The sequence below is a fragment of the Sphingomonas benefaciens genome (assembly GCF_052907485.1).
On sequence record NZ_JBREIC010000003.1, the window covers coordinates 399011 to 419907 of the forward strand.

The 20897-nt window shown below is 66.8% G+C and carries 17 protein-coding genes; 1 reads left to right on the top strand and 16 read right to left on the bottom strand.

What is annotated here, in order from left to right; all coding sequences use genetic code 11:
* Positions 1 to 21: 21 nt before the first annotated feature.
* Both ACU5AX_RS13100 and ACU5AX_RS13105 read right to left on the bottom strand, forming a co-directional pair.
* A complete protein-coding gene (locus ACU5AX_RS13100; RefSeq protein WP_446691281.1) occupies positions 22 to 639 on the bottom strand; it encodes a hypothetical protein in 618 nt (205 codons plus the stop codon).
* On the bottom strand, positions 636 to 899 hold the full coding sequence (locus ACU5AX_RS13105) for a PadR family transcriptional regulator (RefSeq protein WP_446691282.1): 264 nt from the start codon (positions 897 to 899) through the stop codon (positions 636 to 638). Before ACU5AX_RS13105 ends, ACU5AX_RS13100 begins: the two co-directional genes overlap by 4 nt.
* A gap of 241 nt (positions 900 to 1140) precedes the next feature.
* On the opposite strand from ACU5AX_RS13105, the gene ACU5AX_RS13110 reads away from it, so the two are divergent.
* On the top strand, positions 1141 to 1299 hold the full coding sequence (locus ACU5AX_RS13110; protein ID WP_446691283.1) for a hypothetical protein: 159 nt from the start codon (positions 1141 to 1143) through the stop codon (positions 1297 to 1299).
* A 164-nt stretch (positions 1300 to 1463) separates the two neighbouring features.
* Here ACU5AX_RS13110 and ACU5AX_RS13115 read toward each other — a convergent pair whose 3' ends face one another.
* From ACU5AX_RS13115 to ACU5AX_RS13180, 14 genes are all read right to left on the bottom strand, one after another.
* Positions 1464 to 1976, bottom strand: coding sequence for a hypothetical protein (locus ACU5AX_RS13115; protein WP_446691284.1), 513 nt, complete (start codon positions 1974 to 1976; stop codon positions 1464 to 1466).
* Positions 1973 to 3229 carry a S41 family peptidase gene (locus ACU5AX_RS13120; protein WP_446691337.1) on the bottom strand — a complete coding sequence of 419 codons (1257 nt, stop codon included), beginning with the start codon at positions 3227 to 3229 and terminating at the stop codon, positions 1973 to 1975. Before ACU5AX_RS13120 ends, ACU5AX_RS13115 begins: the two co-directional genes overlap by 4 nt.
* Positions 3177 to 3302 (bottom strand): hypothetical protein, encoded by a 126-nt coding sequence (locus tag ACU5AX_RS13125; protein WP_446691340.1) that lies wholly within the window; start codon positions 3300 to 3302, stop codon positions 3177 to 3179. Before ACU5AX_RS13125 ends, ACU5AX_RS13120 begins: the two co-directional genes overlap by 53 nt.
* The gene (locus ACU5AX_RS13130) at positions 3292 to 3789 is read right to left on the bottom strand and encodes a MarR family winged helix-turn-helix transcriptional regulator (RefSeq protein ID WP_446691285.1); all 498 of its coding nucleotides are present in this window, start codon (positions 3787 to 3789) and stop codon (positions 3292 to 3294) included. The genes ACU5AX_RS13125 and ACU5AX_RS13130 overlap by 11 nt, the downstream gene beginning before the upstream one ends.
* Positions 3790 to 3969: 180 nt before the next feature.
* Positions 3970 to 5178, bottom strand: coding sequence for a tannase/feruloyl esterase family alpha/beta hydrolase (locus ACU5AX_RS13135; RefSeq protein WP_512701448.1), 1209 nt, complete (start codon positions 5176 to 5178; stop codon positions 3970 to 3972).
* Between the two features lie 160 nt (positions 5179 to 5338).
* Positions 5339 to 7624: a TonB-dependent receptor gene (locus tag ACU5AX_RS13140; protein ID WP_446691286.1), complete on the bottom strand. Its 2286-nt coding sequence runs from the start codon at positions 7622 to 7624 to the stop codon at positions 5339 to 5341.
* 157 nt (positions 7625 to 7781) lie between these two features.
* Positions 7782 to 10013 (bottom strand): beta-glucosidase family protein, encoded by a 2232-nt coding sequence (locus tag ACU5AX_RS13145; RefSeq protein WP_446691287.1) that lies wholly within the window; start codon positions 10011 to 10013, stop codon positions 7782 to 7784.
* A 56-nt stretch (positions 10014 to 10069) separates the two neighbouring features.
* Positions 10070 to 12061, bottom strand: coding sequence for an alpha/beta hydrolase domain-containing protein (locus ACU5AX_RS13150; RefSeq protein WP_446691288.1), 1992 nt, complete (start codon positions 12059 to 12061; stop codon positions 10070 to 10072).
* Positions 12058 to 12369 carry an AtuA-related protein gene (locus tag ACU5AX_RS13155; protein ID WP_446691289.1) on the bottom strand — a complete coding sequence of 104 codons (312 nt, stop codon included), beginning with the start codon at positions 12367 to 12369 and terminating at the stop codon, positions 12058 to 12060. Before ACU5AX_RS13155 ends, ACU5AX_RS13150 begins: the two co-directional genes overlap by 4 nt.
* Entirely contained in the window at positions 12370 to 13719 is a 1350-nt protein-coding gene (locus ACU5AX_RS13160) for an acyclic terpene utilization AtuA family protein (RefSeq protein ID WP_446691290.1), read from the bottom strand. It lies immediately after the preceding gene.
* Positions 13716 to 15026, bottom strand: coding sequence for a CitMHS family transporter (locus tag ACU5AX_RS13165; RefSeq protein ID WP_446691291.1), 1311 nt, complete (start codon positions 15024 to 15026; stop codon positions 13716 to 13718). The genes ACU5AX_RS13160 and ACU5AX_RS13165 overlap by 4 nt, the downstream gene beginning before the upstream one ends.
* Before the next feature lie 137 nt (positions 15027 to 15163).
* Complete coding sequence (locus ACU5AX_RS13170) at positions 15164 to 16057, bottom strand: LysR family transcriptional regulator (RefSeq protein ID WP_446691292.1); 894 nt, start codon at positions 16055 to 16057, stop codon at positions 15164 to 15166.
* Between the two features lie 121 nt (positions 16058 to 16178).
* A complete protein-coding gene (locus ACU5AX_RS13175; protein ID WP_446691293.1) occupies positions 16179 to 17849 on the bottom strand; it encodes a carboxylesterase/lipase family protein in 1671 nt (556 codons plus the stop codon).
* A 55-nt stretch (positions 17850 to 17904) separates the two neighbouring features.
* The gene (locus ACU5AX_RS13180; RefSeq protein WP_446691294.1) at positions 17905 to 20892 is read right to left on the bottom strand and encodes a TonB-dependent receptor plug domain-containing protein; all 2988 of its coding nucleotides are present in this window, start codon (positions 20890 to 20892) and stop codon (positions 17905 to 17907) included.
* Between the last annotated feature and the right edge of the window lie 5 nt (positions 20893 to 20897).

Here is a 20897-nt window from a genome sequence, read left to right on the forward strand (position 1 = left end):
CCGCCAGTCAGTGGCCAACCGCTAATGCTGTTCGGCGCACGCGTGAGGCCGCGGTAGCTGGCCTTGCCACCAGGCTAGTGCAGGAATGAGGGCGAGTTCCGCCACAAGCGCCATGAGTGGCCGGCAAATGACGGTAACGTCAACGAACAGCACAGTACCCACCAGCACCAACGTGATTGTTGCTGCCGCGTTGAGCGACCAGAGCAGCGCCACTGCCCGCCATCGGCGCTCGAGCAACTGCCAGGCGATAGCAAGGTGCCCCGCCGCAAGGACGATCATAACGAGCGCAAGCGCCGGAATGACGCCTTGATAGGCGCTCGTGAACAACGTGCTTTCGAGACGATCCGGACTGGGCAGGACGTAGTGATACCCCACCAGCGCCGCGATGATCTGCATCGCCGCCATAGGCACGATGAGGCCGAGCGCGACCGCGTAACTCGTGAGCCTGAAACGGCCCTCCCACCTCATGGGCATTTCGCGCCAGCCCGCAGCGAGACAGCCGATCGAGAAGCTTAGCCCTCGTCCGGCCTCAGTCGCGATGTGGAATTCCGCGGCCATCGCGGCTGTCCACTCGTGGCGGTCCTCACTGAAGGAGGCAAGCGCCAATGCCATCACGCCGCGGGCAATCCGGTTGCTCATGCCAGCTTCGCCACAGCGGCAGAATTCGTCGCCATATCGCGCGCCAGCGCTAGACCGCTAGCCGTGAGCCGATAGACATGACGCGGCGGTCGTCCGGGCTGCTCCGGCTCGCGCCACTCTGCCTCAACCAGCCCCTGGTCGGTCATCCGCATCAACAGCGGATAGAGTGTGCCCGACATCAGCCCGGTCTCCTTCATCAATTCGTAGCCGTGCCGCCAATCTGCCGCTTGCGCGGCGAGAGACCCCAGGAGGAGGATCATTTGCTGTGATGGTCGACGACGGCGGCTCATCATGATATTACGACATATGTAGACTTAAGTGTCAACCGGGGGGCGGGTTGCGTTCATCGCCGAGCGGACGCCCGAAGCTGAGCTACGATCGAAAGGGTGCCGTCAATCCAAATGACCGGATGGCAAGCAGAGCAGCGTACCTGCGTATCATCTACGGCACCAATTGCGACCAGTAAGAGAATCGCGAGCGGCTTAAGAAGCCTGAGCTGCGGTGCAAGCGAAGCTCGCGCTGAATGAGTTCGAATTGGGGCGGGGAGCGCTGCACTGTCTTGTCGACCAAGCGCCGTTCACGCGCGTGCAGCAATGCGTTTTCGGCGTGCTAGCGATGAAAAGCGAACCGGTCGACCCACGGCTGTTATCGCTGGTATGAACGGTGATCTGACGGCCGACCGCTAACAAGCCGTTTCGACCGTTAGCAGTCGCCTCCACACTAGTCATCTGGCGCAAATCGCGCATGTACGAATGACCGAAAGTGTGAAGGCACGATAGGCTTGCGAACGGCTGATTATGGGTCGAAGCGTTAAGCGGCGCGCATCATTCGTTTGCAGGCTCACGGGGCGGGTGGAGACAACGCTGCACCGTATCGATTCTACTACGCCGGATCTTCGCGCCAGCATTTGGCTTCTCTCTTGCTAACGCAGACGCCGAGCTATCGAGGCGCTTCTGCACTGCCGCCGTGCTCAGGCCGAGCTGCCTCCCGGCGTCGAATGCTGTCCCCCGATACTCCCTGTCAGCATTATAGACGGCATGTTCGCCATTGGACCGCATCACTTCGGGATCGCTACGGTATAAAGCGATCAAACCATAGCAGTCGACGGATTGGTGCATTACCGCAGTGAACTTATGCGTACGGTACCAGGTCGCGGCCAGCGCCGGTGGTACCGTGACCAGCGCGGCCACGATCAGGATAGCCGGTTCACCCGCCTTCAACCGACGCCGGAGGCTCATCGGCTCTCGCCGATAGCCTGACGCCCGGCCGGCGAACGCGAACTGTGCTGCCTTCAGCGAAACGTACGCGAACAGCAGCAGGATGAACGCCCACTTCATCGGGCAGGGATGGGCATCGGCGTCGAAAGCATGGCGACCTTGCCCTGCGGGCCGAGCACCAGCGCCATCATCACGTCGCCGTGCAAGAAGTGCAGCTGATACTCGTCCCCACCGAACGGCCCCGGACCGTTGAAACGTATCGACTGCAAGGGACCGAGCGCGGCGAACTGCGCTTGACGCTCGGACAACGCGGCTCTCACCTCCGTTGCAGGTTCGGGCGCGAGGATCGAATAGTCCGGGCTGCCGCTGGCATAGCCCGCGACAATTGAGCGCAACGCCTCTTCCGAGCCGGGATGTGGCGTCGATCTCGGCGTGAAGACCCGTTCGGCCGAGGCCTGCTCGATGGTCGCGACCTGCGAGCCACCGGCCTTACCGAGTGCGACCTGCAATGCATCCGTGGACGGCACGGCGATGTCGGGCTGCACCCCGCGTCCCTCCCAGTTGGTCTTGGTCACGGCGTTCTCCGCCCGACCGAACGGGATAAGCGCGCCCATTCCATGGCCGAGCTCGGTCATGTCGACCGGGTTCGCACCACCGCCGGTGACCTCCCCGATCAAAGTGCCGCGCTTAAGCGACTGGACGTCGTAGGCAAATTCCTCCCCGCCCGAGAAGGTATCCCTGCTGGTCAGGACATAGACCGGAACAGCGGCGAAGTTGACCGGAGTCGGCGTGCTCGCAAACGCGTCGCGGGTGTAGTCGTGCGTCCCAGGTGTGCGCACGACGATGGTGTTGATCGGTCGGCCGGGCGCGGTGAGAAAGCTGACGAGATAGGCAACCGAGGCCGGATCACCGCCGCCGTTGCGGCGCGCGTCGATGATGAGCGCGCGGCTGCCGGCAAGCCCCGTCATGGCCCGATCGATCGCCTGTTTGAACGCGGGTAGCGGCGGGAAGCCGATCACCTCGATATAGCCGATGCCGCCCGCGATCCGGTCGGCGCGGACGATCCCGGCTTCGCCGCGCGGCATCGATCCCGTCGGCCCGCGCCGCGGCCCGTCGAGCGAAACAATCCGCATATGCTTGTCGTGTGCGATGGCCGACAGATCGTCGGTCAGGCGCTTGGCGAATGCGGCGCGCTCGAGCGATGCGTAGGTGCCTGCGCTTGAGTGACTTTCGAGCGCGACCGCCGCCTTCTCTCCGACATCGGGAAACACGTATTTGTCACGTAGCGCGCTAGCCAAGGCTGTTACGATCGCCTGGCGATCAGCTTGATTGAGTAAGCTGGCAGAAGCCGGAACCGCTGCCGTCGAAGGCATCTGGGCGGTCGCCGACGCAGCCGAGCAGAGGAGCACGGTCAGGATCAGGTACCTTGCGCATCTCATCGATCATCTCCTTCGGAAGCGGGGAGCGCGGCAAGGCGCTTGGCGATGGGTTCGGCGTCGAGAGCCGCGTCGAACCGGTCGAGAACCAGCGGCAGGTTGCACTCGATCTCCGCGAACAGGGCGTCGAACATGGCGGCGAGGCGTTTGTTGAAAGCACGGATCGCCGCTGCTTCCCGGCGCGCCTTTTCGGTGGTGATGAGCCGACGCCGGCGGGCGTCCTCGGGGTCGACCTCAATCGACACGAGACCGAGTTCCTCGAATCGCTGCGCCATTCTGACGATAAGCGGGTGGGAGAGCCGCAACCGGCGCGCAATCTCTACGACACCGATAGAGCCATGCTCGTCGAGCATGAGCAGCATCGACGCCCCGCGAGGTGGCACGTCAAGGCCCATCGCGGCGAGCATGCCACCCACCTGATCCACGATACGATCCGAAGCGCGACGCAGGCGGTGCGCCAGGAACACGTTGCCCTGCGCTTCGACGAAATCAGCCATACAGTGACCATATCGGTAACACGTTACGTGTCAAGTTACCGATGATTGCCGATCTCTGCGGCCTGATAGGACCAGAGCCTCATGTCTCGTCTACCTGTAGATGAACGAAGGTCCGCTTTCCGGAAGCGACTGCGACCCTTCGAATGTCTGGATCTGGGTCAAGGTTGCTTTGATCCCGCATCACCTGGGTAGACGGTTTGGCGGTTTCCCGTCTTCGACCCAACTTTCGATCGGTGTTTCTAGATCTTTGGGCGCGCGGCTACCGCCGCAATGGCCCATGCCGGGGATCAAGAATAGCCGGTACCAACCGGCGAGGACACGACCATTGGAGCCGAGTTGTCGCCGGACTGCCGCGCGATAGTGCAGCGTGTCGAGCGGCGACACGACTGGGTCGGCGAGGCCGTGGTATTGCAGCAGCTTTCCCCCCCGATTTCGGAAGGCGCTGAGGTCGGGATTGGTGGCGTCGATCAACGAGGACAGGCGTTCCTGAGCGCGGGTGATAGTGGTGCCGATGTCGGCATTCCGCCACGTCCAGTCAGGTGTGAATGCCCACCACCGCCAAAACCCGAGCCGCGCAGGCTGATTGGGTTGGCGTGGATCGGCCCAATAGTTGCTCCAGCCGGTTTCGCTGCCAGGGAGGTAGGGGAAGGTGAGCTGCTTTCCGGTCGTGGGATCGCGTGCGCCCGCGTACAGGCGGCAGGCTGCGGCGATCTTTTCCCGCGACAGGCAGTCGAACGCTTCGCCGGGCTTGCATTGCAGAGCCTGCGGGTCGGGTTGGCAAGACAGCGGTGCGACCAGCCAGCGGTTCGCCGCATTGCCCGCGCTGCGACAGACGCCGAGCGCATGCCGATGCAGCAGCGTCAGGTCGGCGGCGTCGAGGATTGGGGTCGCGTCGTCGCCCGCACGATGGTTGGCGAGATATTGCCACAGAAAGGCGGCATTGAGCCGCACGCGGTCCGCGCCCGGGGCGCCCGCGACGATGCCGTCGAAATCAGCGGGAAAGCGCTGCGCCTCCATCATCGCCTGGTGGCCGCCGGTCGAGCAGCCGGCGAAATAGCTGTGGGTCGGCGGCCGGCCGTAGAAGCGGGTCGTCAGCGCCTTCGCCGCTACTACGGTAAGATGCACCGCGCGCCAGCCCCAGTCGACGATTGCTTGTGGCGCGTCGCGGGCGAACGCGGGATCGTCGCCGGTGTGGCCGGTGTGGCCGGTGTCGGTCGCGACCACCGCGCTGCCACGCGCAAGCGCGGCCGCCATTGCGGCAAGCGGCATGTTGGAGGAATAGCCGCCGTTGCCGAGCATCTGAAGCCGTCCGGTCCAGCGCTCCGCCTCCGGCAGCCACAGGCGATAGCCAATTCGGGAGCCCGGCACCGGGCGCAGCACGCCTTCCAACCGGCAGGCCCCGCCCGCCGCTTGCGCGGTTACGCTGCCGGCGTCTGCGATTGTTTGGTCGGCAAGCGCAGTGCAGCGCGGCCCCGCGTGCAGCGGCGATGCGATCGAGAGGGCGATCGCGATCGTCGCGGCGAAGCGGGGCGGCACCAGTCGGGCTCGGTCAGAAGCGGAAGCCGGTGCGCACGCCGTAGGTGCGCGGGTCCTGCAGCTGTACGCTGGCGTAGGTGCCCGATCCCGCGGTGGAGACCACCAGGCTGTTTTCGACGTTGCGGACAAACCCCTGGACGTACCAGCGGTTCGCCGGCGCGTTGTAGGTCAGCGTCAAATCCGTCTTGGTGAAGCTCGGCTGGCGGAACTGGTTGAGCGTGCCGAGCGCAGCGAGATAATAGCTGTCGCTGAGCCGCGTCCTTGCCGCGGCCTGGATGTCGCCACCGCCCGCCAGCGGGATCGTCTGCGTGATGCCGGCGGTTACCGTCCATTCGGGCGACCGGTCGAGCTTGCGGCCGGCGAAGCTGACGGTCGGGGTCGGGAAGAAGTCGGTGTAGCGCGCGTTGAGCCAGGACGCCGAGGCGTCGAAGCGGGTGTGGGGGCCGGGATTGGCGACGGTTTCAAGCTCGACGCCGTCGACCTTCGCCTTGCCGGCGTTGGTCGTCACCTGGCACGGGCCGCCGCAGATCGTCGAGAGCTGGCTGAGCTGGATACCCTTGAAGTCGTAGTGGAAGGCGGACAGGTTCACGCGCAGCGCGTTACCGACCAGACGCGTCTTCAACCCCGCCTCGTACGAAGTGATCGTTTCGGGATTGTAGTAGAGCGCGTTGGCGGTCACGGTGCAGCCGGGACCGGTGCCGATCTCGCACCCGTCGTTGAAGCCGCCCGCCTTGTAACCGGTCGAGACGACCGCATAGAGCAGGCTGCGCGTGTTGAGATCGTAGTCGAGACCCGCGCGCCACGTCACCTTCGAGAAGTTGCGCTCGGCATCGTTGGCGGAGATGCTGTCGCCGGCGGCGCCGCAGGCGACGGTGCGGCAGATCACGGTCGCGCCTAGGCGCTTCTTGTTGTCATGCGAATAGCGCGCGCCGCCGGTCAGGCGCAGGCGATCGGTCAGGCTGAGGGTCGCCTGCCCGAAACCGGCGAGCGATTCCGACCGGACGTAGCGCTGCGGGAAACCGAAGGTGTAGCCCGGCGCACCGACGGTGGGGTTTAGCAGGCCGAAAATGTAATAGTTCTGGAAGCCGGTTTCATGGAAATAGTAGCCACCGATTTGCACGGCGAGCGGGCCGAACGTGCCCGACAGGCGAAGTTCCTGGCTGTTCTGGCGATAGGCGGCGTCGTCGCGGGCCGGATAGACGGTGGCGCCGCTCGCGGGGATCAGCGTCAAATCCTCGCGCCGTTCGAACTTGCGATACGATCCCAGATAGTTGAGCTGGACGGGGCCGAAATCATAGGTGAAGTCGGCGAGCACCCCGTAGATGTCGTTGTCGCGACCGAGCGGCGTCGTGACGGGCACGTTTAGTGTGCGCTGCGCGTCCTTGCCGGCCACGGGAGCATAGATGGGCGCGACGCCGTTGGTGTTGAAATTCCGGTAGAAGTTAGCGGCGGGTACACCGTTGATCGTCTGGCCGCCGACATGCGAATAATCCGCGACGACGAGCAGCTTGGCAGGGCCGCTGTTCCACGCCGCCGAGAGGCGCCCCGAAACGTTGTTGCGGAACGGGTCGAGGTCGGAGCGGACGCGCGGCCCCGCCTGGATGAAGCTGTCGCGTCGGTCGTAGTTGAACGCCGCGCGCACGGCGAGCTCGCCGGTCACTGGCACGTTGATCATGCCGGTGAGCAGGCGGCTGTCGTAATTGCCGTATGCCGCGTCGAGCGATGCTTCGAACCGGTCGACGGGGTGGTTGGTGATGACGTTGATCAGGCCCGCCGTCGTGTTGCGGCCGAACAGCGTGCCTTGCGGACCGCGCAGCACCTCGACCCGCGCGACGTCGAAGAAGCTGACTTCCTGCGTCTGCGGGCGGGCGATGTAGATGCCGTCGATCATGAAGGCGGCGGACGGATCGCCTTTTTCGGTGCCGTCCGTGCTGGTCACGCCGCGGATGGTGATCTGCAATCCGTTGCCACGGTCGATCGACAGATTGGGCACCTGTTCGCCGAGGGTCGTGGGATTGGTAATACCCGCCGATAGCAACGCATCGCCGGTGATCGCGGTCAGCGCGATCGGGGTCTTCGAGGCGAGCGTCTCGTTACGCGTCGCGGTGACGATGATGTCGCCGGTCGCGGCCTGTGCGGCGCTGTTCGATTCGGCGACGGTGGTATCGGTGGGGGTGTCGGCGGTCTGCTGCTTGCTCTGCGGCGGTACGGTCGCGGCCGGACCGATCTGCTGCGCGCCGGCGGCGGATGCCGTCAGTGCCAATGTCGAAATGCCGCACGCCAAGACCAACCGCTTCATCAACCCCTCCTGTATGCCCGCCATGTCGGCGGATCGTGCAAGCCGTCGGGAAAGTCGGACGCTCCTCCGCGGCGGGTGTGTGTTGCGCGATTATTGCCGATCCGGGAAATAGAACGTTTCTATCGATCTATCGGCTTTGCGTATGGGCGGTGGCCGATCAGCGCGATGCGAACAGATGCGGATCGTGCCAGCGGCGCGCGGGCATCGAAACCTCGACCGTCTGGCCGATGTCTTCGGCCGACGCGCCGGTTGCAAAGGTGTAGCGGCCACCAGGCATCGCCCAGCCGCCGCCCTGCCAGTCGGCGAGCAGGCGGGGGTCGATCGTCACGGTGACGGTCTGCGACGCGCCCGGCGCCAGGTCGACGCGGCGATAGCCGACCAGGCGCCGTTCCGCCTTGCCGCCACGCCCGGTCAGGTACAGCTGCGCAACGGTGGCGCCGGCTCGCTGGCCGGTGTTGCGCACCGTCCAGCTCGCGGTGGTGCCGGTGACGCTTGGCGCGCCTTGCGCAAAGCTGGTGTAGGACAGGCCATAGCCGAACGGGAACAGCGCCTTGTGCCCCTTGCGCGCATTCCAGCGATAGCCGAGGTCAGCGCCCTCCACGTCATAGTCGGCGGTCAGCGTCATGGTACCGTGCGGCGGGTTGCCAGCGAAATCGGGCTCGAGCTCGTCGAAGCCGTCGACCGCCTTGCGCGGCAGCTGGTCGATCGCGGCGGGGAAGGTGATCGGCAGATGGCCCGAGGGGTTGGTCTTGCCGAACAGCACCGATGCGATCGCCTCGCCACCGCGCGCGCCGGGATACCAGGCTTCGACGACCGCCGCAGTGCGGTCCAGCCAGGGCATCAGCACCGGCCCCCCCGTCTGCAGCACGACGATCGTGTTGGGGTTGGCGCGCGTCAACGCCTCGATCAGCGCATCCTGGCCGTTGGGCAGCGACAGATCGGGCTGGTCGAGCCCTTCGGTCGACCATTGCGTTGCAAAGACGATGACGACATCGGCGCGGCGCGCCTGATTGACCGCATCGGCGATGTAGCGGCCGTCACGGAAGTGGACGTCGGCCGTGGGCGCCAGTGCCTTGATCGCATCGAGCGGGACGGAGCGCTGGTATGCCTGGGCGAGGAAGGCGGCGAAGGGGCTGGTGCCGCCCAGCGGAATGGAGACGGCCGGGCCCTTGGCGTCCTGCACTTGGCTGGAGCCGGCGCCCGACAGCACGCCGGTATCGGCATAGCCGCCGATCACCGCGATCCGCTTTGCCGAGGCCGCGAGCGGCAGCGCGCCGCGTTCGTTGCGCAGCAGGACGATGCCCTGGCGCGCAACCTCCTCCGCGACCGCCGCATTCGCGGCGAAGTCGATGGTGCCCCCCGGCTTGGCGGGATCGCGGTCGAGCTGGTTGTCGTAGATCGCCCACAGCACGCGACGGTTCATATCGTCGATGCGGCTGGCGTAGCGACGGTCGCCACGCGCGGCGTCGGCGAGGCGCTTGGAGAAGAAAACCGCCGGGTCGAGCTGCGCACCCGATTGCTGATCCAGCCCCTTCAGCGCGGCGTCGAGACCGGGCACTGCGCCCCAATCCGACATCACGAAGCCGCGATAGCCCCAGTCCTGCTTCAGCACGCGATTGAGCAGCCAGTCGTTGGCGCACGCCTGTTCGCCGTTGACCTTGTTATAGGCGCACATGACCGAGCCGGGGTTGCCGATCTCCATCCCGATCCGGAACGCGAGCAAGTCGCTTTCGCGCGCGGCGGCCTCGCCGATCTTCGAATTCACGAACTTGCGCGCGGTCTCCTGCCCGTTGAGCGCGAAATGCTTGATGGTCGAAATGATGTGGTTGGACTGGATGCCGCGGATGGCATGGCCTGCCAGCGTGCCGGCGAGCAGCGGGTCTTCGCCGAGATATTCGAAATTGCGGCCGTTGCGGGGGTCGCGCATCAGGTTCGCGCCGCCGGCGAGCAGGACGTTGAAGCCCTTCGCGCGGGCCTCGCCGCCGATCATCCGGCCGCCCTGTTCGATAAGATCCGGGTTCCAGGTCGAGGCCATCGACAGGCCCGATGGCAGCGCGGTCGCGCCATCCTTGCGGATGCCGCCGATCCAGGCGACGCCTAGGCTGGCATCGGTCTCACGCAGCGAAGGCACGCCCAACTGCGGCAGACCTGCGACATAGCCGGCACCGGGGATCGCCTCGGGCGGCAGCGGCTGCGGGTTGGGGCCAAAGGGCAGCGGCATGATGCCGTGGGTCAGCACCGTCTTGTCCTCAGCCTTCATCTTGGCGAGCGTCGCTTGGGCGCGGGCGGCGGCGTCCCCAGCGGGCGGTGGCGTCTGTTGCGCACCAGCGGCAGAGGCGGCGAGGGCAAGCGCCAGGGCTGAACAGAGCGAAAGCGGGCGAAGGGTCATGACGGTCTCCTGAAGACGGCATTTGGCGCGGCGCGGGGCGGCCAAGATGGGATGGATCAGCGCAGCACATCGCTACGCTCGGCCAGGTCGACGATGCGGGCGGCGTCCTCGGCCAGCAGCCAGCGCTGTTGGACCTGCTCGGCGGCGACGGCGCGGACACGGGCGACGAAGCCGTCATGGTCGCGGTAGCGCGCCTCGAGCGACGGACGCGGGTCGCCGGCGGCGTGGCGCTCCGCTTCGGTACGCGCGAACGGGATGAAGCCGCCGATGAACCCGCACCCGCCGCCCGCACCATAGCCCTGCGTCAGGACATTCCAGCCGGTGTAGGTGCCGAGCGGTACGAGATGCTGGACCGAAGGAACGCCCGCCACCTCGTTACCATCAGCATCGACGCGGGGGACGCGCGAGGGGATGGTCCGGCGGATCGTCGGCGGCTGGCGGCCGAGCACGCCCGACAGTTCGGTATAGTCGAAGCCGGGGCCGAAGTCGTAGTCGAGGAACGGGTTGAGCTTGCCGTCGGGCGCGGGTGCGTGCGGGATCGCCGGCCAGCCCATTGCGGCCGCGGTCGGTGCGACGAGGTCGCCATGCGCGATCGTCGGATAGCGGCTTGGCGGCGGCGAGGTGCCGGCGCTTACCCAGGCGGCAAGCGCCACGAGCACTGCCCGGCGCGTGTCGGCGGACGGGTTGGGGTTCCAGGCGAGCGTGCAGCGCGGGGCCGCGGTGGGGGCAGTCTCTCCGCCAACCGGGAAGCCGCCCCGATAGGAGCCGCCGTGGGTGACACCGGGAAAGTAATAGCGGCGCACCTCTGGCGGCAGCGGCAGGTCGCGGCGCGCGTCGGTGCCGACGAGGTTGGGCGACATGCGCAGGCCCCAGAACTCGGCGGCGCCGAACGTCTCGACGATCCTGGGGCAGGTGGTGTCGGCGTGGCAGCGGTCGAGCAGGCTGGCGGTCCCGCGGCCCCGCACCCGGTCGTCGTAGCGCGACCACCACAAGGCGCCCTCGCTTCCCGGCTCGTACAGGCCGGCGGCCCCGCCCGGCACGCCGAAGCGGATGTTGAGCGGCACTTGACGCGCGGCGATATTGGGATTGGCGCCGTCGAAGACGCGCCGGCCGTCCTCGCCCGCGTTAAAGCCCAAAGCGATGAAGCTGCGGACGAAATTGCCCGATTGCGACGTGCCGGTAATGATAGGCCAGCGCACCTGGCCGGCGACCGGATTGGGCGTGCCGCCCTCATCCTGCCGCGCACTGCGCAGAAAGGCGTTGAGGTCGCGGACCGCGGCGAAACCGATGCCGAGCACTTTGGGATCGCGGCCCTGGTAGACGAGCGTGTAGGCGCGGTCGGGCTTGAAGCCGCCGCGCACGCACAGCTGCGTCGGGTCGGGCCGGCCGGGGAAGGGAATTCGGCGGCAATCGGCGAAGGCCCAGTCGGTCGGCCGGATCGCGGTGCGGGGTGCGGTATCGCTCGTCTGGGTGAACAGCTGTCCGCGCCGCGTATCGAGCGAGACGGGCAGCGGCCGGGGTGTCGGACGGACGATGCCGCCGGTGATCGCGACGCTGGCCGTGCCCGAACCGACGTCGGTAAAGCGCTGCAGCACTGGCGCGACCCTACCGCGCGCGATTGGGACGGTGAGCGTCTGCACGCCAATTTGCGGTGCGATGTCCCCCTGCCAGCCGCTGACGACGCGGATGTCGCCGCCGGCATCCGCGGCGACCGTGCCGTTGCCGCGGTTGGGCACGTCGTACCACAGTAAGCCGCTCGCCTTCGCGGGATCGGCGGGCAGCGCGATCGCGAATGTCGCGGAGTAAGCGACACGACCGTTCGCCAGCCGCGGCGCGGCGGCAAGGTCGCTGATGATGCGATTGTGCGGATCGGCGGGGTCGAGTTCACCCTGATAGGTGCCGCGCAGGATGCGATAGGCAGGCGCTCCGGGCCGCACCGGTGCCACGTCCTCGCGTGTGGTGACGTGGAGCCGCGTCAGTCGCGCCTCAGCGGGCATGACGGTGTCCGCGAGCAGCAGCGCGGTGGCGAGGCGTGCCCGGCGGCTCACGCCGCATCCTCCAGCGGCAGGTCGAGCAGCTGCGCGCCCAGTGTCTTGCCGTGCGCGTCGAGCGCCAGCGAGCGGGTGACGCCGCCGGCCAACGCGCCCTCCAGCACGAAATTGAGCGCACCCAGTGCAGGCAGCTCGTACCGCGTCGCGGTGCGGATCGGCAGGTGCGCCAGATGCGCCGCGACGCGCTTCGTGGTGACCGTGCGGGCGATCAGCGCGAAATCCGCGGGGTCATAGGCGATGACCGAGATTTGAGAGGTTTCCCCCTTGTCGCCGGTACGCAGGTGCGCAACGTCGCCGAGCAGCATCTAGGCCTCCATGATCGTGACGCGGGGGTGGACGAGGGTTGCGGGGATCAGTGTCGACGCCACCGCGACGACCGCGCGGGTGCTGCGCACCGCGCCGCCGCCGCCGAACGGGCCGTTGGTGTAGAGCGCCTCGACTTCGCTGCCGATGCGATCGGCGGCCTGTTCGCTGCGCGTCCGGGCGGCGACGCGCAGGCGGACCTCTCGCGGGGTACCGACCACTTGCGTGCGATCGACTGCATCCATGCCGATCAGGTCGATGCGCAATTCGTCGACGGGCGCGCCGATCAGCGCCAGCCGCTCCCGCACGATCTCGCCCGCGAGTGCCGCACGGTCGGCGGCACCAGGACCCGCATAAGAGATCTGCGCTTCGCCGATGAAACCGTCGTCATAGCCGATCGACACCTTCAGCGATCCCGAAGCGGTGCGCCCCGAGCCGCCCGACACCGCGATGCGATCGGGGCCGCGTTCGTCGAAGCGGACGGTGGTGAAGTCGGCGATCACATCGGCCTGGTGGTAGGCGGCGGGATCGAGAATTTCGTAGAGCAGTTGCTCCTTGCAATTGGCGATCGTCAGCTGCCCGCCGGAGCCTGCAACCTTGGTCAGGATCGCGCTGCCGTCGGCAGTGACTTCCGCGATCGGAAAGCCGAGACGGGCGAGTCCGGGCACCTGCTTGCGCGCGCCATCGGCGAAATAGCCGCCGGTCAGCTGGCCTGCGCATTCGAGCAGATGACCGATCAGCGTGCCGCGGCCCTGCCGCTCGGCATCGTCGAACGACCAGCCGAAGGCGTGCGCGAGCGGGCCGGTGAACAGCGCAGGGTCGCCGACGCGGCCGGTGATGACGATCTGCGCGCCGCCCGCCAGCGCCTCGACGATCGGCGCGGCACCGAGATAGGCGTTGGCCGAGATGATCGTGCTGAGGTCGCGGCTGCTGCCGGGATGGTCGATCAGCGGAAAGTCGCCGGCGGTGATGACGTCGAGCACGTCGTCGCCGGTGACCGCTGCGATCCGGACGGGGCCGAGCCCTAGCTCGCGCACCACCGCGCTCACCGCCTGCGCCGCGCCAAGCGGGTTGGCGGCGCCCGCGTTGGTGACGATCCGCACGCCGCGGGCGATCGCCGCGGGCAGGACGCGGCGCATGCGGTCGATCAGCAGCGGGTCGAAACCGGCGTCGGGATCGACCCGCCGCGCGCCTTGCGCCAGCGCGATGGTACGTTCGGCCAGGCATTCGAAGACCAGATAGTCGAGCTCGCCCTTCTCGACGAGTTCGATTGCGGGTTCGATCCGGTCTCCGGCAAAGCCGGCGCCGGCGCCGATGCGGACGCGCTGGGGGAAGGGGGCGGGGACGCTCACAGGGGAATCGCTCCAAGCAGCAGCGCCGCGGCGACCATCACCAGGCTCGCGGCTAATAGCCAGGGAATGGAAAAGCGCTGGTGCGCACCGAGGTCGACGCCGCTCAGCCCCGCGACGAGGAAAGTCGCAGGGGTGAGCGGGCTGACCGGGAAGCCGGTCGTCATCTGGCCGAGCAGCGCGGCCCGGGCGACTGCGACGTCAGGCGTGCCGAACGCGTCCGAGACATGGGCGAGCACGGGCAGCACCCCGAAGTAGAAGGAATCGGGGTCGAACAGCAGGCTGAGCGGCATCGACGCGACGCCGACGATCACCGGCAGATGCGCGCCGAGGCTTGCCGGAATGTGCGATGCGGTGGTGGTGGCGATCGCGCCGAGCATCCCCGATCCCGTCATGATGCCGGTGAAGGCGCCCGCGGCGAGCAGGATGCCCGCCATCATCAGCGCCGCACGCGCGTGTGCGTCGATGCGGCGGCGCTGTTCGGCGGCATCGGGATAATTGACGATCAGCGCGAGCGCGGTGCCGAGCATGAAGATCACCACGGGCTCGGCGATGCCGGCGATCATCGTGCCGACGACGACCAGTGTCAGCGCGGCGTTGAGCCACAGCAGGCGCGGGCGGCGCAGCGCGGCGTCATGCGCCTCAGTTTCCGCCTCTACGTGTGCGGTGCCGACTACCGCCCCGGTGGGGACGAGGCCCACGGCGAGGCGGCGTTCCTCGCGGCGGCCGAGCCACCAGGCGGCGGCGAAGACGAAGGCGAGGCCAATTGCCTGCACCGCAATCATCGGCGTGAACAGCGTCGAGACCGGCACCTTGAGCGCGGCGGCGGCGCGCAACGTCGGTCCGGTCCAGGGGAGGAAGTTGACGCCGGCCGCCATCGACGCGGTGCAGGCAAGGACGCGCCGATCCATGCCCAATCGGTCATAAAGCGGGCGCAAGGCGGGGATGGTGATCAGGAAGCAGACCGCACCCGATCCATCGAGGTGGATGAGCAGCGCTAGCAATGCGGTGCCGATCGTGATGCGGCTCGGCCGTTCGCCGACGAGGCGCAGCACCAGGCCGACGAGCGGCGCGAGAAGCCCGGCATCGGTCATGATCCCGAAGAACAGGATCGCGAAGACGAACATGCCCGTCACCGGCGCGATCTTCGCGACGCCGGCGGTAATATAGCCCGGCATCGGCGCGACCTGACCGACGACCACCGCCGCGACGATCGGCACCAGGATCAGCGCGGCGAGCGGCGAGACGCGGTTCGACAGGATGAGCGCGAGCAGCGACAGGATCGTTAACGCGCCGACGAATGCGAGCATGATCCTCCCCCGGGAACACCCGGTCGATGCCGGCTTAGGCACAAGATGACGGCGGCGATGCTATCCAGCAATTATAATTTTCTGATCGATCGATCAGGCTTTTGTATGGCGGAGGTCGTGACTGCCCGCCGCATGGCTCAAGGGGCGACCTGCTCCAGGAAATGCCGTCGGAACGCCTCCACCGCGGGCGCGAGCGTGCGGTGGAGTGGGTGCGCGATGCCGATCATCCGTTCGATCACCGGCGCCTGCAGTGGCCGCGCCGTGATCGCACCGCCATGCAGCATCCCCATCGTCGATCGCGGCAGAGCGGTGATGCCAAGCCCGGCCTCGATCATCGCGCCGACGGTGGCGAGCTGCGTGCATTCGTACAACGGGCGCACCGCGACATCGGCCTTGCTCATCGCCGCGTCGGTCAGTTCGCGCACGCTGCTGCGCGGCGCCATCGCGATGAAGGGATGGTCGCGGAACATCGTCCAGGTCGCAGGCTCGGGCACGTCGAGCGCGCTGCCGGTCGGCACGATCATCTCCAGCCGGTCATCGAACAGCGGCGCGAAGTGGAAATCGACCGAAGCGGGCGGCGTGGTGACGGCCAGGTCGACCTGGCGTTCCTGCATCTGCTGATACAGCGTCCCCGACAGCGAATCGCGCACGATGATCTCGACCTGCGGGTGCGTGCGCTGGAAGCTGGCGATGACGCGCGGCAGCGCCCCCGCCGCCACGGACGGCAGCGCGCCGATGACGACGCGGCCGCGTTCACCGGCGAAATTCTGCGCGAGTTCGGAGAAGGCGTGATCGAAATCCTGCGTCAGCCGCTCGACGATCGGCAACAAGGCTTCGCCCGCGCTGGTCAGGCGGACGTTGCGCGAGTCCCGATCGAAGAGGCGCGTGCCCAGTTGTTCCTCGAGCAGGCGGATCGTGCGGCTGAGCGCAGGTTGCGAGATGTTGGTCAGCCGTCCCGTTTCGCTGAAGCTGCGATTGTAGGCGACCTGCATGAACAGGCGCAGGCTCGACAGGCTGGGCGCGCGGCGCATCGCGGTCAGGTGCCGGCTCGGCGGCGCGGCGTCAATGGCGCCGCGCGCGATGCTTTCTGGCCGTGCACCGGCGCCCGCGACAGCCGGGCGGCGTCGCGGGCGGGTAGGAAGAGAGCGATCCTCATTTGTTGGTGACGGACACTTTCGCGAGGTCGGCGTCGATCGCGCGGAGCTTGCTGTCGGTCAGCGAAGGCAGATAGGCCTGCAGCGCCTCCAGCGTCACGCCGCGTGCCATGCCGAGCTGCGGGCTGGCGAGGACGTCGGGGATCTGGCGTTCGAGCACCGCCTTGGCGGCGGGATCGTCGAGCAGTTTGCCGAGCGGCGTCGTCAGCGTCGTATAATGGCCGGACGCCAGCGCCTGTGCCATTCGGGTCTTGCCCGTCTCGATGTCGGCACCCCAGGGATCGCGTTCCGCCACGGCTTTGCCATCGGCCGTGAAGTCCATCAGAACGTCGTTCACGCGCGTGTAGCGCGGCCAGTCGGGCAGATCGGCGCCGTTGGGATTGCTCGCCTTGGCGAAGTTGGTGACGTAGCGGCTGATCGTCTTTCCGACGGCGATGTCCTTGGCCGTGGTCTTGTCGCCGTATTTGATCGCGGCGGTGTCGAAGAAGAACGGAATGTCGGTTGCGTGCTGCGCGCCCGGCTGCCCGACCGAATCCGCTACATAGGAGAAGCGGTATTCCCACACCGGCACGCCCTTGTCGGCCACTGCCGCGGAGGCATCGCGCGCACCGGCGATCATGAAGCCCGACTTGCCACCCATATCGGCGCTGGTCGCGCCGATGATCATCGGCACCTTGGCGAAATTGCCGCTGGTATAGGCCTGGCCGAGGTCGACGACGATCTTGCCGTCGACGAATGGGCCGGTGTTGGTGACGGGGCCGGGCTTGGGCCGGAACATCTGCATCATGCTGAGGCCGTCGGTGACGTCTTCTGCACTGAGCGCGCGCAGCTTGGCGAGCGCGCCGGGACTGTTGGGGTCGATGTTCTTCGACCGGGCGAAGTCCGACCCGATCTTTTCGACGTCGGACAGCGTCTTCTTGTCCGACTGGCCGTTGCCGCCCGACATCACGAACGCCTTGCTGAACAATCCGCGCGCGAGCGGCGAGGTGTTGAGCATGTGGACGGACATGCCACCGGCGCTTTCACCGATGATGGTGACGTTCGACGGGTCGCCGCCGAACGCTGCGGCATTGCGCTGCACCCACTTGAGCGCCGCGATCTGATCCATCACGCCGTAATTGCCGAGCATGCCGTTGTCGGCGTTCGCCTTCGACAGCTCGGGCAATGCGAAGGTGCCGAAGCGACCCAGGCGATAGTTGAAGCTGACGAACATCACGCCCTGCTTGGCGAGATTTGCGCCGGAATAGGTCGGCGGCGAGGCGCCACCGTTCACGAAGCCGCCGCCGTAGATCCAGACGATGATCGGCAGCTTTCCGCTCGCGTTCGCCGGCTTCCAGACGTTGGCGTACAGACAGTCTTCCGCCGGGGTGGTGCCGAGCGGCGCGGCATCACTGGGGAAGGGCACCTGCATGCAGTCGTGCGAATAGGCGGTCGCCTGGCGCACGCCGGACCATGCGTCGGCCGGCTGCGGCGCCCGCCAGCGTAGGGGACCGACCGGCGGCTTGGCGAATGGAATGCCCTTCCAGCTGGCGACACCATCCTCCACGCTGCCGCGGACCTGGCCACGATCCGTCCTGACGATGGGGGATGCCTGCTGGGCCGGCAGGACTGCGGGAAGCGTGACGCTGGCGGCGGTGGCGGCGAGGAGGAGCAGTCGGAAGGGCGTCATCGCATAGAACTCCAAGAGGAAGAGGGGGCCGGACGCCGGCCCGAAAGGAACCGGATCAGAAGGCCTTGGTCAGCTGTATCGTGACGATGCGCCCGAAGATGTTGGCGTTGGAGGGATCGAAGGCGCCATAATTGCTGCCCGCCTGCGTCAGCACAAGCGGCGGATCCTCGTTGGTCAGGTTCTGGATATTGGCGCTTAGCCGGACGCCGCCGAGCACGCCGCTCGACCGCGGGATCGAATAGGTGAGGCCGAGGTCGACCGTTTTCCACGACGGCACCTTGGTCTGCGGACGGCCGGTGATCGGGATCGTGTTGGTGTAGGAGCCGGTATAGTTGAAGAAGGCGTTCAGACCGAACCCGCCCAGCGTCCAGCCTAGCGAACCGCGCCCGCGCAGGCTGACCGGGTAGTAATAGGTGTCGAGCACGTCGACCGTCGCGCCGCCCTCGACCTGTTGCAGCGTCTGGTTGAGGATCTTCGTCAGGCTGGCACCGACATTCCACTCGCCGAAGGACGTGGTGAACCGATACGAGGTCTGGAAGTCGAGCCCGTCCTGGAAGGTCGTCGCGGCATTGGCGCTGCGCGCGTCGAGGATGACGCCCACGGTGCAGGCGCTGAGGATCGGCGTGTTGTAGAGCGCAGGATTGGCGGCGATGAAGGCGGCGAGCTTGGGGTCGTAGGTCGCGGGATTGTTGTTGACGCAGGTCGCGGGGTTGCGGACCGGCGTGATATACTGATTGTAGAGCGCAGCATTGGCGGGGCTCGACAGGAACAGCCCGACGTTCTGACCGACGATCTGGTTCGCATAGCGCGTATTGTAATAGGTCGCCGAGAAGCGGAAGCCCGACCCCGCCGGCTTGACGTCGAAGCCAGCCGACCAGGTCGTCGCCGTTTCGGGCCTGAGGTCGCGATTGGCACCGAGCAGGATGTAGGTGCTGCTGAACCCGGGATACAGCAAGGCGATGTCGGTGCGCCCGGAATTGTTGGCGAAGGGCAGGCCGATCACCGCCGACGAATAATTCTGCGGATTTGTGTCGGTCAGCGCGGGCGCGCGGAACGACGTGCCCCACGATCCGCGAATCGACAAGAAGTCGTTCACGGTCCAGGTCGCGCCGATCTTCGGATTGGTCGTGCTGCCGAAATCGGAATAATTGTCGTAGCGCACGGCCGCGTCGACGTTCAGTTCCTGCACCAAAGGCACGTTCATGCCCGCGCCGATGATCGGCACGAACAGTTCGGCGAAGGCGCTGGCGGTGCTGCGATGCGTGGTGCTGTCGTTGGTGATCGCGAAGGTGTTGTTGGTGCGGTCCGCCTCGAACGCATTGTTGCTGCCGTTGCGCAGGTGCTGGCGATTGTAGGCGAGCTCGCCGCCGAAGGCGGTGCGCACTTCGCCGCCGGGCAGGCTGAACAGCGGGCCGTTGATCTTCACGACGCTGTCGATGAACGTGTTGAACGAGAATTGCGTATTGGTGCCGATGAAGGTCGCATATTGCGCATCGGTGAGCGGCGTATTCGAGAAGGGGTTGATCCGCCCTGCGGAGATCTGTGCCGCCAGCGCTGCACCGTTCGCATTGTTGCCGAAGTTGCAGATGCCGCAGGTCGAATCGTGCGCATAGGTGAAATAGCTGTCGACGTTCCAGCGGTTGGGCAGCGTGCCGGTAATGCCGCCGGTGACGCTGATCGTCTCGGTCGGATTCTTGGTGACCGAGGGGCCGTTGAAGAAGTTGATCGGGTTGACCGCGATCGTCTGTGCCAGGGCGCCGCCGCAATCGGCATTGGCCGCCGAGGCGGAGGCTGGCGCGCCGGCGATGTAATAGGGGCTGCCCTGGCAGACGAGAATGTTGTTGCCGACGCGCGAATTGCCGTAGCTGCGGCTCGACGTGTCGCGCTTTGTGTAGAAGCTTTCCAGATAGACCGAAACCGACGGTGCGAGGTCCTGGTTGAAAAACACCGCGGCCTGATCGCGCTTCTGGCGGCCGAGGAAATCGGTGTAATAGGACTGGTCGACCAGATTGGCACCGGGCGTCAGCTGCGCGAAGGTCGTGCCCGGCCCGGCGTTGGTCGGGATCGTGTAATAGCTGTAGGGCACGCCATTGCCGCCGGTGACCAGCGTCGGCGTCGACACGCCGAGCGTCGCATTGTTGGCGCGGGAATCGACGCCGCCGAGCGGAGTGAGGTCTCGGCGCAAGAATTTCGAGCGACCGTTGACGAACGCCTCGCGATCCTCATGGTCGTAGGTGACGATGATGTTGCCCGTGCCCCAGCTTTTGCCGGCGGTGACCGAGGCGCCCCAAACGTTGTGATAGCGGTCGAACGTGTCGCGACCCGTTACCTCCAGCCCGTCGAAGCGCTTGCGCAGCACGTAGTTGATCACGCCCGAGATCGCGTCGGAGCCGTAGATCGCCGAATTGCCGTCGCTGACCACCTCGATCCGTTCCAGCGCGGCGACGGGGATCTGGATCGATTCGGTAAAGGTGCTCGCCGCGCCGCTCGGCACGACGCGGCGGCCGTCGACCAGCGTCAGCGTCGCCGAGGTACCGAGGCCGCGCAAGTTGATCGCATTGCCCTGCGTCGAATTGCCGCCGTAGCCCGACGTGCCGCCCTGACGGTAGACAGGACCGGAGCCGCCCGAATTGGGGTTGTTCTGCACCTGCGGCAGCGTCTGCAGCACGTCGTTGACGTTGGTGTAGCCGGTGGCCAGCACCTGCGACCGGTCGATCGCCAGCGTCTGTGAGCCGACCGGCTTGACGCCCGAAATGTTGGTGCCGGTGACGACGATGTCCTTGTTGGCGTCCGCATCGCTGCCGGCTGTATTATTGCCCGCCTGTTCGGCGCTGGTGGTCTGAGCGCCCGGCAGCGCATCGGCGCGGTCCGCGGCGGTCGGCGGCGGCGGGGCGACGGGTTCGTCGGTTGTCGCCTGCGAGGGCTGGGCGAGTGCGTCTGTGGCGGGCGGCGTCTGCTGCGCGGCAGCGACGGAGGCATGCGCAGCGATCGCCAGAGCGATCAGGCTGGCACCACGGCGGATCATATGCATCTGGGATATCACGACAA

Coding starts and splice junctions, on each gene's coding strand:
- ACU5AX_RS13170 (WP_446691292.1), bottom strand. CDS start 16,057: ATGCGCCGCGCGCCCAGCCTGTCGAGCCTGCGCCTGTTCATGCAGGTC.
- ACU5AX_RS13155 (WP_446691289.1), bottom strand. CDS start 12,369: ATGCTGCTCGGCGACGTTGCGCACCTGCGTACCGGCGACAAGGGGGAA.
- ACU5AX_RS13120 (WP_446691337.1), bottom strand. CDS start 3,229: ATGCCTTCGACGGCAGCGGTTCCGGCTTCTGCCAGCTTACTCAATCAA.
- ACU5AX_RS13175 (WP_446691293.1), bottom strand. CDS start 17,849: ATGACGCCCTTCCGACTGCTCCTCCTCGCCGCCACCGCCGCCAGCGTC.
- ACU5AX_RS13145 (WP_446691287.1), bottom strand. CDS start 10,013: ATGACCCTTCGCCCGCTTTCGCTCTGTTCAGCCCTGGCGCTTGCCCTC.
- ACU5AX_RS13115 (WP_446691284.1), bottom strand. CDS start 1,976: ATGAAGTGGGCGTTCATCCTGCTGCTGTTCGCGTACGTTTCGCTGAAG.
- ACU5AX_RS13125 (WP_446691340.1), bottom strand. CDS start 3,302: ATGATCGATGAGATGCGCAAGGTACCTGATCCTGACCGTGCTCCTCTG.
- ACU5AX_RS13105 (WP_446691282.1), bottom strand. CDS start 899: ATGATCCTCCTCCTGGGGTCTCTCGCCGCGCAAGCGGCAGATTGGCGG.
- ACU5AX_RS13140 (WP_446691286.1), bottom strand. CDS start 7,624: ATGAAGCGGTTGGTCTTGGCGTGCGGCATTTCGACATTGGCACTGACG.
- ACU5AX_RS13100 (WP_446691281.1), bottom strand. CDS start 639: ATGAGCAACCGGATTGCCCGCGGCGTGATGGCATTGGCGCTTGCCTCC.
- ACU5AX_RS13165 (WP_446691291.1), bottom strand. CDS start 15,026: ATGCTCGCATTCGTCGGCGCGTTAACGATCCTGTCGCTGCTCGCGCTC.
- ACU5AX_RS13130 (WP_446691285.1), bottom strand. CDS start 3,789: ATGGCTGATTTCGTCGAAGCGCAGGGCAACGTGTTCCTGGCGCACCGC.